This is a genomic window from Coleofasciculus sp. B1-GNL1-01 (genome assembly GCF_040220235.1).
GTDB lineage: Bacteria > Cyanobacteriota > Cyanobacteriia > Cyanobacteriales > Coleofasciculaceae > Coleofasciculus.
The window spans coordinates 42,520-57,968 of the sequence record NZ_JAVJTO010000080.1; the positions used below are offsets into that span (position 1 = coordinate 42,520).

The 15,449-nt window shown below is 45.7% G+C and carries 15 protein-coding genes; 8 read left to right on the plus strand and 7 right to left on the minus strand.

Translation table 11 applies throughout. The annotated features are described in order from the left end of the window. Positions 1-36 precede the first annotated feature (36 nt). The 6 genes from RID53_RS19435 to RID53_RS19460 all read right to left on the minus strand — a co-directional run bounded on the left by RID53_RS19435 (position 37) and on the right by RID53_RS19460 (position 6,335). Entirely contained in the window at positions 37-798 is a 762-nt protein-coding gene (locus RID53_RS19435) for a DUF4276 family protein (protein WP_446389655.1), read from the minus strand. Then, positions 798-1,988 carry an AAA family ATPase gene (locus RID53_RS19440; RefSeq protein ID WP_446389656.1) on the minus strand — a complete coding sequence of 397 codons (1,191 nt, stop codon included), beginning with the start codon at positions 1,986-1,988 and terminating at the stop codon, positions 798-800. Before RID53_RS19440 ends, RID53_RS19435 begins: the two co-directional genes overlap by 1 nt. Positions 1,989-2,045: 57 nt before the next feature. Further along, complete coding sequence (locus RID53_RS19445) at positions 2,046-3,149, minus strand: ABC transporter ATP-binding protein (protein WP_446389657.1); 1,104 nt, start codon at positions 3,147-3,149, stop codon at positions 2,046-2,048. Positions 3,150-3,270: 121 nt separating this feature from the next. After that, on the minus strand, positions 3,271-4,305 hold the full coding sequence (locus RID53_RS19450; protein WP_446389658.1) for a potassium channel family protein: 1,035 nt from the start codon (positions 4,303-4,305) through the stop codon (positions 3,271-3,273). Between the two features lie 153 nt (positions 4,306-4,458). Then, positions 4,459-5,361, minus strand: coding sequence for a carbohydrate ABC transporter permease (locus RID53_RS19455; RefSeq protein ID WP_446389659.1), 903 nt, complete (start codon positions 5,359-5,361; stop codon positions 4,459-4,461). Then, complete coding sequence (locus RID53_RS19460) at positions 5,358-6,335, minus strand: carbohydrate ABC transporter permease (protein ID WP_006098732.1); 978 nt, start codon at positions 6,333-6,335, stop codon at positions 5,358-5,360. Before RID53_RS19460 ends, RID53_RS19455 begins: the two co-directional genes overlap by 4 nt. 277 nt (positions 6,336-6,612) lie before the next feature. On the opposite strand from RID53_RS19460, the gene RID53_RS19465 reads away from it, so the two are divergent. The 4 genes from RID53_RS19465 (at position 6,613) to pyk (ending at position 10,910) form a co-directional block, all read left to right on the plus strand. Continuing rightward, positions 6,613-6,930: a hypothetical protein gene (locus RID53_RS19465; protein ID WP_446389660.1), complete on the plus strand. Its 318-nt coding sequence runs from the start codon at positions 6,613-6,615 to the stop codon at positions 6,928-6,930. Beyond that, positions 6,927-7,295 (plus strand): aspartyl protease, encoded by a 369-nt coding sequence (locus RID53_RS19470; RefSeq protein WP_446389661.1) that lies wholly within the window; start codon positions 6,927-6,929, stop codon positions 7,293-7,295. The genes RID53_RS19465 and RID53_RS19470 overlap by 4 nt, the downstream gene beginning before the upstream one ends. Before the next feature lie 824 nt (positions 7,296-8,119). Next, positions 8,120-9,400, plus strand: coding sequence for a M16 family metallopeptidase (locus RID53_RS19475; protein ID WP_446389662.1), 1,281 nt, complete (start codon positions 8,120-8,122; stop codon positions 9,398-9,400). Positions 9,401-9,476: 76 nt separating this feature from the next. After that, on the plus strand, positions 9,477-10,910 hold the full coding sequence (gene pyk, locus RID53_RS19480) for a pyruvate kinase (protein WP_446389663.1): 1,434 nt from the start codon (positions 9,477-9,479) through the stop codon (positions 10,908-10,910). 109 nt (positions 10,911-11,019) lie between these two features. On the opposite strand, the gene RID53_RS19485 is transcribed toward pyk, so the two are convergent. After that, positions 11,020-11,424, minus strand: coding sequence for a DUF6335 family protein (locus tag RID53_RS19485; protein ID WP_446389664.1), 405 nt, complete (start codon positions 11,422-11,424; stop codon positions 11,020-11,022). 236 nt (positions 11,425-11,660) lie between these two features. Between RID53_RS19485 and RID53_RS19490 the strand changes: the two genes are divergently transcribed. The 4 genes from RID53_RS19490 (at position 11,661) to RID53_RS19505 (ending at position 15,160) form a co-directional block, all read left to right on the plus strand. Further along, the gene (locus RID53_RS19490) at positions 11,661-12,755 is read left to right on the plus strand and encodes a DJ-1/PfpI/YhbO family deglycase/protease (RefSeq protein WP_446389665.1); all 1,095 of its coding nucleotides are present in this window, start codon (positions 11,661-11,663) and stop codon (positions 12,753-12,755) included. Between the two features lie 316 nt (positions 12,756-13,071). Next, positions 13,072-13,947: an SDR family NAD(P)-dependent oxidoreductase gene (locus tag RID53_RS19495; RefSeq protein ID WP_446389666.1), complete on the plus strand. Its 876-nt coding sequence runs from the start codon at positions 13,072-13,074 to the stop codon at positions 13,945-13,947. Between the two features lie 219 nt (positions 13,948-14,166). Beyond that, positions 14,167-14,724 (plus strand): HdeD family acid-resistance protein, encoded by a 558-nt coding sequence (locus RID53_RS19500; RefSeq protein WP_446389667.1) that lies wholly within the window; start codon positions 14,167-14,169, stop codon positions 14,722-14,724. 82 nt (positions 14,725-14,806) lie between these two features. Beyond that, positions 14,807-15,160 carry a cupin domain-containing protein gene (locus RID53_RS19505; protein WP_446389668.1) on the plus strand — a complete coding sequence of 118 codons (354 nt, stop codon included), beginning with the start codon at positions 14,807-14,809 and terminating at the stop codon, positions 15,158-15,160. Positions 15,161-15,449 lie beyond the last annotated feature (289 nt).

Below are 15,449 nucleotides of genomic sequence, written 5' to 3' on the forward strand. Positions count from 1 at the left end.
TCGGGTCGCCCTTTACTCAATCAGGGATATTAGGGTTCATTGATCAGTATAATCAAGTTGCGATCGCGTGATATCAAATACTTTCCCATTAAGAAGTTGATACTGATCACTCAACGGTTGTCCCATACACAAAACAGACCATTTGAATAGAGTCCTTAGAGATTTACAGGTATCCGGACAAGACAAAACATGTTCGACATTAAGTCGCTGAAGTATCTTTCCACCATGTTCCTTTTCCTTGAAATTAGGATATAGATCTCCAAGATAATTTTTAGGATGACGAATATCTTCCACATCCCCTTGATAATCGGCTAAAGATGTTCCTAGGACGGCGTTAATAGCATTGGCATCAGCTAAGTAGTAAGCTTCTAGCATATTCACCAAAAAATGAACAGAAGCACGAGTTCTTTGGGTCGCCGGAAGCGTATCAAGGATTTCTCGGTATCGCTCAAAAACCTGTTGTGCTTGTTGCCTACGATCATGCTCTAGGTCGTCCACCATGATGACATAAGTATCTGGTCTGTTTAAATGTTTTCTCGCTTCCCAGGCAATTTGTTGAATATATTTATCCGGAATTCCTTTATTCGTTCCAGTCGCTTTAAGTTTTTTCTTCTTTTTCTGTGAATAGTCGGGCGGAAGTTGAGGAACACGGCGCAGGACTTTAAACGTACACCAACCCGATTCCATTAGAGATTTAAATAATTTAGGCAGATGTTCGGCTTCTGTTTCGCCTGTAACCAGCAATCCGAATTGAAAATAATGATACGGCTGACCCTCAGTATTAATTTGACGACTCATCACCTCTCCTCCTCAAACGGAGACTTACTTTGAGGTGCAATCATCTCAGCCATATACAGCGAACCTGTGGCATAGTCTTCTAGTAAATCTTGAATATCTTCTATCTCACTGACCCGTTTTATCACCGTTTTTCCTTGCCTGTCAAGTTCCGCTGCTAATATATTCGTTGGCTCAAATTGACTAATTAATACAGGAGAATGCGTAGCCATAAAAACTTGCTTATTCCATTCTTGGGTCGCCAGTTTCACCGCTTTAGCTAAAACCGCTAACGCCCAAGGATGAAGGGATAGTTCCGGTTCATCGAGTAAAATTAATGAATATCGGTTTGACCCTTCAGAAAACAAGGCGGTGAGATTAATCAGCATCTGAAGATGACCATCGGATACGCCTGATGCTCGAATTAAACCTTGACGCCTTTCATCTAAAAAATTAGTATAAACTGTATATCGACCTGTTTGCTCAAAGGTTAAACCATTGAACGATGGAAAACTTTCTTTCATGAAATGAATAATCGTGTCATATCGGTCATCAATCACTCGCCGATCATGTAAATTTCGCAAGACTGACCATAAATTTTCACACCGATCCTGTAATCTATCGCCATAATCGGATTCCGAACCCAATCGTTTCAGTTTAAATAGAGACGCAGAACGGGAGTCATAGCGACGGACAAGGCGCAGTAAGTTTTCAATATCAGCCGCCGCTGATGCACTATCTTCCCAGTCTACATACCGCGTTAAAGCCAGTTTTTCGGGATCTTTGAGAGAAATGTATTGGGATTGTCCTCGTCCAACCTGATAAAACGACGCCTTATCACTTCCTATTTTGCGGTCAATTAAACAAATATTGTCATCAGTTGTATACAACTGTTCTCCCACAAAGGGTTCTATCCTCCCCGATGAATAACCAAACGTAATTTGATAGGTAGCGGAGTGAGTCTGAATAGTAATCGATATCGTTTCTCCATCCTCAGCACCATCCCACAGTAAACCAATTCCATGATCTCTATCAGAAGCCGCTAAGGACACTCCTCGAATTGCACAGTCTCGAACAAACCAGATTGTATCTAGAAACGTTGATTTTCCTGATCCATTGGGTCCAAATAAAACGTTGAGGGGATTGGTGGTAATGGGAACATTCGCCAGACAGCGAAAATTGTTGATTTGGAGATTGACCAATGGATTAGACATAATCAGTTTTTGCCTCTATACAGACGTTCCCCCTGTCCTGTTCAAGGGAACCGAGAATCAGGTAATCGCTTGTTGGCTGTGCTTGTCAAACAGGTGAAACTGAGACCGATCAAACACCACACTAATTGATTGTCCCACAGCCATGCGCGATCGCGGATCGACTCTGGCGATAAATTCGTGATTGCTTGGCGTCGTTAAATAGACAATGATTTCATTCCCCATCATCTCCGTAACGGATACTGTCGCTTTGATAGAAGCTGGACGAATATCTGGGGGAATATAGTCAGGATCATGGATATTTTCTGGGCGAATGCCAAAGATTACCTCTTCCCCAGCATAATGTTGATAAAATAGGGCTTTGTCTGGAGGTATATGGAGTTCAAATGAGTCGGTTTTTACATATAAATTATCCTCTTTGCTGATTAATTTAGCCTCAAAAAAATTCATCGCTGGGGAGCCAATAAACCCCGCGACAAAGACATTATTCGGATAATTGTACAGCTTTTGGGGGGTATCAATTTGCTGCAAAACGCCATGATTCATCACCGCAATCCGGCTACCCATAGTCATCGCCTCCACTTGGTCATGGGTGACATAAATAAACGTGGTGCCTAATTCGTTATGCAATTTATTAATTTCTGCCCGCGCCTGTACCCGCAATTTCGCATCTAAATTGGATAAGGGTTCATCCATTAAAAATACAGCCGGATTACGCACAATAGCGCGACCCACCGCCACTCGCTGGCGCTGTCCTCCGGAGAGTTCTTTGGGTTTTCGGTACAGTAAATGGTCAATTCCTAATTGCTTGGCGGCACTTTCAACACGGGTTTGAATTTCGCCTTTCCGCTTCCCTTGTAACTCTAGGCTAAATGCCATATTTTCATAGACGGACATGTGAGGATACAGGGCGTAAGATTGGAAAACCATGGCAATATCCCGGTCTTTGGGCGGAATCTCATTGACTCGCTTATCGCCAATATAAATACTGCCTTCGGTGATATCCTCAAGTCCCGCTAGCATCCGCAGGGAGGTGGTTTTTCCGCAGCCAGAGGGACCGACAAAGACGAGAAATTCACCATCGTCAATGGTCAGGTTTAAATCATTGACCGCGATAAAATCAGAAAATTTTTTACTGACGTCTTCAAAAACAACACTAGCCATTTTAGAACCTGATTTGGTAATTTAGCTGTAGAGACCCCAAGTCTAGGATTTTAAACTATAAATAATTGATGTATAAATAGTATAGCTTATTGGTTGAAGGGGGTTTGACAGTCTTGGTCGCTCAACGCCTCTGTCTAAGTCGTGGTTTTTCTGGGGCGATAACAATTAAATGGTCATCCGCCTCTAACTGATAATCAGCGGGTGGATTGGAAATTACATCTCCTTCGTCGCCTTTCTGCACTGCCATAACAATACTTTGATAGTTTTGTTTCATATAAATTGACAGGTCAATAAAAGAATGCCCAATTTTCGATTTAGGTAGGGGGACTTTATAAAGCTGATTGCCATATTGAAAGCTTAACAAATCAGACACAACTTTGGTAATCCCATGATTCAGGGCGGCTTGGGAAATCAGCCGACTATTTAACTCATTGCTAACAATGATTTCATCTGCATTAGCTCGTTTACAGGTTGAGACATAGGCTTCATTCACTAATTCGACAATCGTATAAGCGGCAGGATTAATACTCTCGACGGTTAGCGTTGATAATATCACTTTAGCATCACGGGCAGTGTAGGTTAACTCATCGTCACCCAAAATAATCACTGTATTCGCTTTAGCTAAGTTAGCCTGCTTTAGGGTTTCATCAGACACTTCACCGCGAATAAAATATAAATTATCATCCGCGATGGGTTTTCTATCGATATCGGAAATTAAAACAATTAACTCATCTTGGGTTTTGGGGTCTAGGCGTAATTCATGGAGAATCACTCGTGAACGAGAATTCCATTCGCATAAAATAATATGATTTTCAAAGGTATAGGAATCCATTCCCAACTCCTTGCGGATTTTTCTGTCTACGAGAATACTGGCAAGAGAACCACTGAATATGGCTAACACGCCAATACCAAAAAACATATCAATGATGGCAATCAGTCGCCCACCAATGGTAACGGGGGCAATATCCCCATAGCCAACAGTGGCGATAGTCACAATACTCCACCACAGCGCATCGACGAAGGATACATCAGGTTCTAGCCAGTAGATACCCAGGGAACTAAGGACAACAATGATAATGATAATCAGCAGCAGACGAATGATATTTTCGCGATTTAAGAATCGCCATAGTTGTCTTAGCCAAACCTTAATTCTCATTACTTAGTGTCATTCGTCATTTGTCATCCGTCATACTCGCTATCGCGAGAAGCAAGCTACGTCATTCATCATACTCGCTATCGCAAGAAGCAAGCTACGTCATACTCGCGCAAGCGAAACTAACAAAGGACAAATGACAAAGGACAAATAACATTACCCCTTAACCGAACCTGCTAAAATCCCCCGGACAAAATACCGTTGTAGGGCAAAAAATACAATCAGGGGTACAATCATCGTGATAAATGCCCCGGCTGTTAGTAAATGCCACGCTTCGCCGCGAGAACCTACCAACGTGGTTAAGCGCATGGTTAAGGGGGCGACATCCGGTGTTCCGCCCAGATAGACTAAGGCGACTAATAAATCATTCCATACCCACAAAAATTGAAACACGGCAAAGGAGGCGATCGCGGGCAGGGAAAGCGGTACAATTAAGCGAGTAAATGTGGTCAAATGCGACGCCCCATCTACCGCCGCCGCTTCGATTAAATCTTTGGGTAGAGAACCAATATAATTCCGGAGTAAATAAATCCCCAACGGCATCCCATACCCCGTATGGGCTAACCACACACCCAAAAACGAACCCGATAATCCCAAGTGATTATAGGATCGCAGTACCGGAATTAGCGTCATCTGTAAGGGAACAACCAGCAACGCTACGACTAAAATAAATAACAACTGACGCCCTGGAAACTCCATCCAAGAAAATGCATAAGCCGCAAACGTGGCAATCGCAATGGGAATAACAGTAGCGGGAATGGCAATGGTAAAGCTATTTAGAAATGCTTGTCCCATTCCTTCCGCCGTCAAAACATCGATATAATTCCCTAACTGATATTGGGTAAAATCAAAGGGATGTTGAAACACCATCCACCAGCCACTCTCTAATAAATCATCCTTTGGGCGTAGGGAACTAATCAATAAGCCAACGGTGGGTAATGTCCAAATTAAGGAAATGACGATTAAACTCAAGTGAACCGGAAGGCTATTAAAGGCATTTTGTAACTGATGAGACAGATGTTTCACAGAATTCGATTTACGGCGACGTTTAGATTTCATCGGCTTGTTTCTTGCTGACGGAAGCGGCGGATATTAACCACCATGATTGGTACAATTGCCAGTAATAAGATAACCGCGATCGCACTCCCCCTGCCATAGTCGCGATAGTTAAACATTTCTTTAATCATCCGCGAGGCAATTACTTCGGTACCCTGATTCCCAGCCGTCATTACAAAGACAATATCAAACACCTTCAGTACCATGATCACCACCGTTGTTGTCACCACCGCTAAGGTGGAACGAATCATCGGGATGGTAATCCGCCAGAAAATTTGTACCTCACTCGCGCCATCCATGCGGGCGGCTTCGATAATATCTTTGGGAATCCCTTTAACCGCAGCGGAAAGCAACACCAGACAGAAACCCGTTTGCAACCATATCATAATCGCAATCAGGGCAAAATTGTTAATCGAACGTTCCACTAACCACCCCACGGGTTCAAATCCCAGGCTGGTGATGATACCATTAAGCAAACCAATTTGCGCTGCTCCGGCTGGACGAAAGGCATAGACAAACCGCCAAATCACACTCGCGCCGACAAAGGAAATTGCCATGGGTAGAAAGATTAGCGACTTGGCGAGGGGTTCATAGCGTACCTTATCCATGAGTACCGCCAGAATCAAGCCAAACCCGACACTAAACCCCGTCACCAGAACCAGCCATAACAGGTTATTGCGAAACGCCACCAGCATCGCCTCACTGGTAAACGCAAACTGGTAATTCTCCCAGCCGACAAAATTTTGCGATCGCCGATCCAGAAAACTGATGTAAATTGTATTCAACGTCGGTAGAATCAAATACGCCGTCAGCACCAGCAGGGCGGGGGCGAGATAGATCCAAGGCAGAATTCGCGATCGCCATTTATGAGGTAAGGTGTTGGCTAGGTAATTCATGGCATAAAATACGCCAAGTACACCGCCACAGCCAATAATTACGGCGATAATTACACTGAGAATTTTACTAAAAACTGACATAAGAATTTACTTTGACTGGAGGAAACCGATATCGATTAATTCTGTTGCCATCATCTATAATAATCGTTCTCTCCTATCTGTCTGTGCTAAGTAGGGTGGGCATTGCCCACCAAACATACCCCACCAGCCTTAAATAAGTAACATTCACCCTAACTTGCACGCTTGATGCTTAAAACGTTGTTATGCACTCGCTTTGCTAAAGCGGGGAGTATCCATTTGGCTGGTTGACAGTCTTGTAAAATAGTCGTATCCTCGTGACTCTCTAAGCATTAAACCGATGACTCACACCAAACCCGTTCGTCCTCGTCGTCAAGGCAGAATATTTCCGGAATATACGATACCCCCAGAGGAGTTAGCCAGACGGGAAGCGGAAAAAAATGCCCGGATAAAGCGCTATCGAGAGATTTTCGCTCAAGTCAGTCCTCCACTTATCCAAGATCATTACAACTGGTTTATGATTATTGAGCCAAACAGTGGGGATTATTTTATTGATCCGGATGAAGACATAGCGATGCAAAAAGCGCGTCAAAAATACCCAAGCGGTATGGTGGGAATCATGCGCCTTAACGAAACCGGAACTTGTGGCAAGATATGATTTCAGGCAAGTTTGGTGAGATTGGTGAACTGATCTTTGAAATTGATTTAGTTGGCGCTGATACAGAACGATACCCCATTGATGTGTTACTAGATACAGGCTTTACAACGGGCTACTTAGCGCTTGATGCTCAAGATGTCCAAAGCTTGGGTTGGTCGATGATTGAAGGTGAACGTGCGATGCGAATGGTACAAGGGGAGGATTTTTTTGATGTATATGAGGGTAGGGTTTTCCTGGATGAAAGGGAATATATTATTCCCGTGTTAGCGGGGTCAGGTATATCTGAACCTCTACTTGGTTTGCAGTGGTTGAAGATGCTACCACTGGCGGTGAATTTTGCAGCCGAAATGTTGACGCTGGGGTAAATGGCGAAATGCGATCGCATTTGCAGAAAATGAAGCACATATAGCGCTACGAGGTACGGAAAGGACATCAGTTGATTCCAAGAGGGAACAGGGAACACCTCGACCCTTCGACAGGCTCAGGGCATCGCTTACCTCGACTTACTTCGGCTTCGCTCAGTAACACGCTCGGTAACACGCTCGGTGTGTCACAGGGAACAGATAAAAATGTCCTAACCTGTCTTGGTACTGCTATAAGAGCGCTTGTAGGGGCGGGTTTAGCCTTTAAATTTGGACATCACCGATACTATTAATTGCAAAACCCGCCCTTCTCGGCAGTCTTTTCAAAGAAATAAAATAGAGATAAAAAGCGATTGAGGTAAGGAGTATAGTAATTGAAAATCGATAAAAATTGAGCCATAAAAGCTCAAAGGGTTGATCAGCGCGATCGCACCCTCAAGAGCATACCCATAAAACCTATATAGCGGCTGGCTTAGAGTAATTCAGATATCCTAGGAAAGAATACCCAATAAGCCAAAATTTCTCACGAATTGCCATAAAATTTAACCGTAACCCCCCTGAATCAACGCCAAATGCTGTTTCCGTCAATGCAGAAAGCCGCGATAATAATTAAGACCAAATTCGGATTAGCGACCCCCGTTATAACCCAGTCCGCGCAGGCGGACTTTGTTTGTGTAGCAGCGATTTCAATCGCCTCCTCTTGCTTAGGAAATAAATCGCCAGTTCTATCAAATCGGGAAGCATCAGTTGTATACAGGATGGAATCGGACAAACCCATTAAGATAGAGAGACATGGCACACCTGCAAAGTAAGCGAGTAATTGACTGATGACTTCAACTCTGCTCAAAACTCCACCTCTAAATGCCCCAACTATTGAGACATTACCCAATGGTCTAACCATTGTGGCAGAGCAGATGCCTGTCGATGCGGTTAACCTGAATGTCTGGGTGAATGTGGGTTCCGCCGTTGAACCTGACCCGATTAACGGGATGGCACATTTTCTCGAACACATGGTTTTTAAGGGAACACCACGCTTGAACAGTGGCGAGTTTGAGCGGCTGATTGAAGAGTGTGGTGCGGTGACTAATGCGGCAACGAGTCATGATTACACGCATTATTACATCACCACAGCACCCAAGAATTTCGCCCAACTCGCGCCCTTGCAACTGGATGTGGTGTTAAATCCCCTGATTCCCGATGACGCCTTTGAACGGGAACGGCTAGTGGTGTTAGAAGAAATTCGGCGTTCGGAAGATAGTCCCCGTCGTCGCACCTTTCGGCGGGCGTTAGAAACCAGCTTTGATTACCTCCCCTACCGCCGCCCGGTACTTGGACCAACTGCTGTGATTGAAAGCTTAACTTCTCAGCAGATGCGGGATTTTCATAACACCTGGTATCAGCCCAAGACGATGACAGCCGTCGCGGTAGGTAATTTACCCGTGGAGGAGTTGATTGAAACGGTGGCGCAGGGATTTGCTCAAGCTGGGGTTAAGCATGACTCGGACTATACCTCCCGTCTCACCTATAAGCCAGAAGCGCCGTTTACCGATATTGTGCGCCGAGAGTACGTAGACTCGACATTACAGCAGGCGCGATTGGTCATGGTTTGGCGAGTACCGGGATTAAAACAGTTGGAGAGTACCTATCCATTAGATGTTTTAGCCGCTATTTTAGGACAGGGGCGGATGTCGCGGTTGGTGCGAGATTTGCGCGAAGACCGTAAACTGGTGACTCATATTGGGGTGAGTAATATGACTCAGCAATTACAGGGGATATTTTATATTTCTGCCCAGCTTCCCACAGAGAACTTGGACATTGTGGAAGCAGCGATTGGGGAACATATTCGTCAGTTACAAACGGAATCTGTCGCGGCGGCGGACATTGCCCGCATTCGTACCCAAGTGGCGAATCGCTTTACCTTTAGTAATGAGAAACCGAGCGATCGCACCAGTCTATATGGCTATTATCACTCCCAATTAGGGGATTTAACCCCAGCCTTAAATTATCCGGCTCGCATTCAAGCGGTCAAGGCTCACGATATTCAACAGGCTGCCCAAGATTATCTGGCAACGGATGCTTATGGTATTGTGACGATGAAACCAGCGTGAATAGACGGGACGAGATAAATAAGATAATAGGGCACGGCAATGCCGTGCCCCTACCACAATTTAGGGATAATTGATAATGAAACCTCTAAGCAATCGCACTAAAATCGTTGCTACCATTGGTCCTGCGAGTAATTCACCGGACATCCTCAAGCAAATGGTGCAAGTGGGCATGAATGTGGCTCGGTTGAACTTCTCTCATGGTAGCTACGATGACCATGCTCATACCATTTCTTTGCTACGCTCTATTGAAGAGGACTTAGATACACCGATTACCTTACTCCAAGACTTACAAGGACCAAAAATTAGAGTCGGGAAACTGCCCGATGCAGGACTTAACTTGGTTCAAGGAGAATCCATTTCCTTAGTTCCCGTTTCTGAATTCAATCATCAACCGAAAACGGTGGCTATCGACTATCCCCACCTGGCTCAAGAAGCGGAACCTGGAGTGCAGATTCTCCTGGATGATGGACTCTTGGAACTGCGGGTTGAGGACATTGAGGGCAATACCGTTAAGTGTCAAGTTGTCGAAGGGGGGATACTCAAAAGCCGTAAAGGGGTTAACCTGCCCGGATTGAGCCTAAATCGCCTACCCTCGATGACAGACAAAGACCAACAAGATTTAGAATTTGGCATTGCTCAAGGGGTTGATTGGGTGTCCTTAAGCTTTGTTCGTTCTGCGGAAGATATTCGTACTCTCAAAGGATTTCTCCAGCAACACAATGCCTCATCCCTACCTGTGATTGCCAAAATCGAAAAACCTCAAGCGATCGCGAACTTAGAAGCCATTATCAATGAGAGCGATGGAATCATGGTAGCACGGGGCGATTTGGGTGTAGAAATGAGTCCGGAAAAAGTGCCGTTTCTGCAAAAGAAAATTATTCGGATTTGTAACCAAAAGGGGATTCCGGTAATCACAGCCACCCAAATGCTCGATAGTATGATTAATAATCCCCGTCCAACTCGTGCTGAAGCCAGTGATGTGGCGAATGCAATTATCGATGGCACCGATGCGGTGATGCTTTCTGGGGAGTCAGCCGTGGGTAAATATCCCCTGAAAGCGGTGACGATGCTAGCCCGTATTGCCACAGATGTGGAACCGGAAATTAAGTTTGTTAACTATCCCCCAGCCGCAACCAATGAAGCCAATGCCCTAAGTGAAGCGCTCAACACGATTGATAAAATTCTGGATTTGCGCTGTATTGCTGCTTTCACCAGTACCGGTCACACCGCCAAATTAGCCGCCGCTGAGCGTCCAGGAGTCCCTGTTATTTCTCTGACGCCTAATCGGAAAGTTTACCACAATTTGAATTTGGTTTGGGGGGTAAAACCATTGTTACTCGAGCAAGAAGTTGAGTCCTTTGAAGAGTTAGTGAATCAAGCCCAAACTCAGTTACTCAAACGGAATTTAGTGGTAGAAGGAGATAAAATTTTGATTATCGCTGGGATTCCGACAAAAGTCTCAGGCGGGACTAATTTGCTCAAGATTCATACGATTAGTGCTGAATCCTAAATTTGGGTCAATTAGACTAAATCCGGCTTAACTACGGTTAGCCCGTTGGGTTTCGCTATCGCTCTACCCAACCTACTTGAACTGCCTTTTGCCTTGGAGCCTTCTTGCACTAGTTCCCGTGTTCTTGATAGTCTTCAGAGGACTTGGGATCTAACTCCCAGCGCTGCTCATCCCGTCGTTCTAGCTTATTGGTGACTTGCACCGGTTCTTTTTGAGCGCCTTCGACACCAACGGCTCGCTCCATCTCTTGGGTCACATTTTGATCGGGTGTCGGTGTTAAACCACCAACGGCTTCCTCGCCGCCTACTTTTGCCTGGTAGAGGTTGGCATCAACATCGCTCGTGGTGGGTTCACCGCTTGCCATACGGGTTCTTGATTCTTCAATCAGTCTACCATCAGCCGTGTCGCGATCGCTCAGTCCCTCATACGTCAGTTCTATTTCGTTGGTTTCCTTACGTGTGTCTGATTCTGATAGGGGGTTGGACTGAGATTGGTTAATGTTTTCAGGTTCCATATTGTCTTGTATATGACTATCCGCACTCACAGCTTAACCTTTCGCAGGCAGATCAGTTTATTACCCCAGAGCGAATCCTAATTTATTTCTTTTGAGGGATGACATCTCTATGAGTCATCCCTAAGCTGAAAATGCTTATCAATACTACCTGTTTAGCCCGTAGAATTTTCGTGGCTGAAAGAATACCCCAGAAAAATTCTACCTTCGATCAAGTAATAAAGTCGTTAACAATTCCAATGATGATAACCGATAATACGCCCAAAAAAGTTGCCATTCTGATCGACCAGAAGTTTGAAGATGCCGAATTTCAAATTCCTTATCAAGCACTGCAACAAGCGGGGGCGCAGGTTGTGGTTCTGGGTTCGCGCATGAATGACACCTATCAGGGGAAACAAGGCAAAGTTTCGATTAAACCTGATGGTACCGTAACCGAAACCCGTCCAGACACCTTCGATGCCGTGATTATTCCCGGCGGGATGGCACCGGATACGATGCGAAATAATCCCAATGCCGTACAATTTGTACAGAAAGCAATGGAGTTGAATAAGCTCGTCGCGGCGGTTTGTCATGGTCCCCAAGTGTTAATTGAAGCGGATTTACTTCAGGGCAAAAATGCCACCGGGTTTCTCTCGATTCGCAAGGATATGACCAATGCTGGGGCTAACTATGTGGATGAACCCTTAGTCGTGGATGGGAATCTGATTACCTCTCGTCAACCTGGTGATTTGGCAATATTTACCACGGCAATTCTCACCCGCTTAGGGTTAGGTATTCCAGATCAAGCATTACCGGATGAAACGGATCTGACGGCTCAATGGTGGCAATTGGCAGAAGCGTGGGGAGGAAGTAGCAAGCTTGATATTGTGAATGGATTAAATACTGCTTTAGCTGGGGAACGATATGGGCGAAAAGTGTTTGAGTATTATGCCCAAAAAGCCACCGATTTAGAGTTGCGATCGCTACTGCAAGAAATTATCGAAAATAAACAGCATCATATTATCATGCTGGAGAATCGGTTGAGAGATTTGCAGGCGTTTGAATCGATTCCGGAAGTAGCGACAGATGCCTATGCTGCCTTACAAAATTGGCTGCAACCCAACGATAGTTTATCAATTTTACGCCATGCATTGGGTGACATTCAAACGGGTGTTGTCGATGCCTATAATCTGCGGAAACAATTTACAGATCCTACGTCAACTGTCCTGTTTACTCAGATTGAAACCGACTTGGCAGACTATGAACAGCGTTTAGCCAGCCTGTATCACAATCGTCTGGGAGAACAAGAAGCTACGCCTGCTGAACCGACTACCTTGGCGGCTGTTGGCGGTTAAGAATTGGCGATTTGTTTGGGTTAGCCGAAATACGCTAACCCGCTCAACTCTCTCTTGCTTTCCTTGTCTGAAAAAATGGATTGACTAAAAATAATTATACGTTACTTTTTGTAAATTTTATAACCATGGAGAGAAAGTTTCTGATCAATTTTATTTGTTTATTTGAAAAAAATTCTATCAATAATTAACACGCAATGCTAGACATTGACCAAGTTCTGCGAAACTGAAACCCTACCACAGATAGATGTAGAGACCCTGGATTCCAGAAGACAACAGGAACAGAAGTAAAAATTAGTCGTGGGAAGAGGTTAGGCTTGTGAGTAGACTCCTAGAGGGAAAAGTCGCCATTGTGACGGGTGCGGGAACAGGTATCGGAGAAGCGATCGCGCATAAATTTGCCAAAGAAGGCGCTAAGGTTGTTGTTAACGGATTACCGGATGATCCAGTCGAAGAAGTGGCAAAAGCGATCAACGATTTTGGTGGGGAAGCGATCGCAGATCAAGGCGATGTCTCGGACATGAATCCCGCTCAAGCCTGTGTGGAAGCGACGATTAACCGATACGGGACGCTGGATATTTTGGTGAATAATGCAGGTGTCTTTCTGGCAACGGCGCCCACGGAAGAGTATCCGATAGAGGCATTTGATCAAACCCTGAAGATGAATCTGCGATCGGCATTCCTGATGACCAAATATGCCCTACCTCATTTGCAAAAAACGCGGGGTAACATTGTTTGTGCTGGCTCAGAAGCCGGATTTAATGGAGTGGCAAAAAACTCTCCCTACGGCGGAACCAAAGGCTGGATGCACGCTTTTGTTAAAGGGGTAGCTGTGGAACAAGCCAAGTATGGAGTGCGGGCAAACTGTTATTGTCCCGGTGCGATTGATACGGCTTGGACGCACAAAGAAACTGGTCCGATGGATGCCCAGATGGAGGAAACTCTGGTTATGGCGGCGCCAATGGCAAGACGGGGTACACCGGAGGAAATTGCCAATGTTTGTGCATTTCTGGCGTCGGAACAAGCCAGCTATGTCACCGGGGCGCTTTGGCTAGTGGATGGGGGAGTAACGGTTGCTAAAGGTGCCGTGGGTCAACAAACCCCCGAATCCCTGCGTCAACCTCCAGCCGGGGAACTGCGTCTGGATCACGAAAAAGAGGGGTTAAAGAACAAAGAAACTCAGACAATCCGCTAATACCGAGTTGCGTTCTTTCCGTAGTAGATAGGAAAAGCTGGGGAAGCTGGGGGAGCCGGGGGAGCTGGGGGAGCCGGGGGAGCTGGGGGAGCTGGGGGAGAGAACGTTATATCTTTGAATGCCACTTGGTATAACTCTGAAACAGGATGGGGGAGCTGGGGGAGAGAACGTTATATCTTTGAATGCCACTTGGTATAACTCTGAAACAGGAGAGAAGGCATGGGAAGCCTACTGGCTCGAAACTGGTGGACAATATGTTTACGGGGTGCGATCGCGCTGCTGTTTGGTTTGGCGGTGTGGATTTGGCCCCGGATTACCCTGGACGTGTTAATCGTGCTGTTTGCGGCGTTTGCGTTGGTAGGTGGGGTGGTTGCTCTAATTGTCGGCTTACGAGAATGGAGAGCCGATCCGCGCTGGTGGCTGCTGTTGCTAGAAGGGGTAATCGGCATCGCCACAGGTATCGTTGTCTTTGTGTTGCCCAATTTTACTGCCTTACTCCTACTGTACGTAATTGCAGCCTGGGCAATTATCACGGGTATTTTTGAGATTATTGCAGCGATTCAAATGCGTCAAGAAATTCGCAACGAGTGGCTATTAGCGATCGCGGGTGTTGCTTCTGTGCTTTTCGGTTTGCTCTTAACGATCTGGCCCCTTGCAGGTGCGTTAGCAATTATCTGGCTAATCGGAGGTTATGCGATCGTTTTCGGGATACTCCTGTTAACTCTCGGTTTTCGGCTGCGAAGTTGGCGCAATCAAGAGCCGCCACCTCTTTTGTAAAGCAGTTTAAGGGAACGGGGAACAGGGAACGGCAAATGTCCACTTTCAATGCCAATCAGTTTACATCATAAGGAGATTAATCATGACAGATACCACAGATACCACTGTTAAAAAAGTTCAATCCCAGCATTCACCCAGCGGTGAAATGGGTCAAACCTATTTGGTGTCCGGTAAAAGCCTATCGATGCGCCTTTGGCAAGATGAACAACCGAGTGAACCCAAACCCAAAACCCAACGGGATTATGAAACCGTCGGCTATGTAATTCAAGGTCGAGCTGAGTTACATTTAGAGGAGCAGAAAATTGTCCTAGAACCGGGTGATTCTTGGTTAGTTCCCCAGGGAGCATCCCATACCTACAAAATTTTGGAACCCTTCACCGCCGTGGAAGCCACCAGTCCTCCGGCTGAAGTTCACGGACGCGATGAAACGGCTTAGCCTTGTCATACCAAATCCGGGAAACGGGGGAACGCTACCCCCCTTATAAACCAGTCCGCGCAGGCGGACTTTGTTTGTGTCGCAGCGCTGAAGGGGTGACAAGCCGTCCAAAACCTTTTAAAAATCAGGTTTTGAGCGACATTAATATCTCCAAAGATGAAGTCTTATTGACATCCTTATTGACAGATGAAGACCACCGGATGAGGTATGGGATTAGCGAAGCGTTGCGCAGGGGGTATGGGGGAGGCGCTCGTCCCCCATTGGGGGGTCTGGGGGGCTAGTCCCCCAG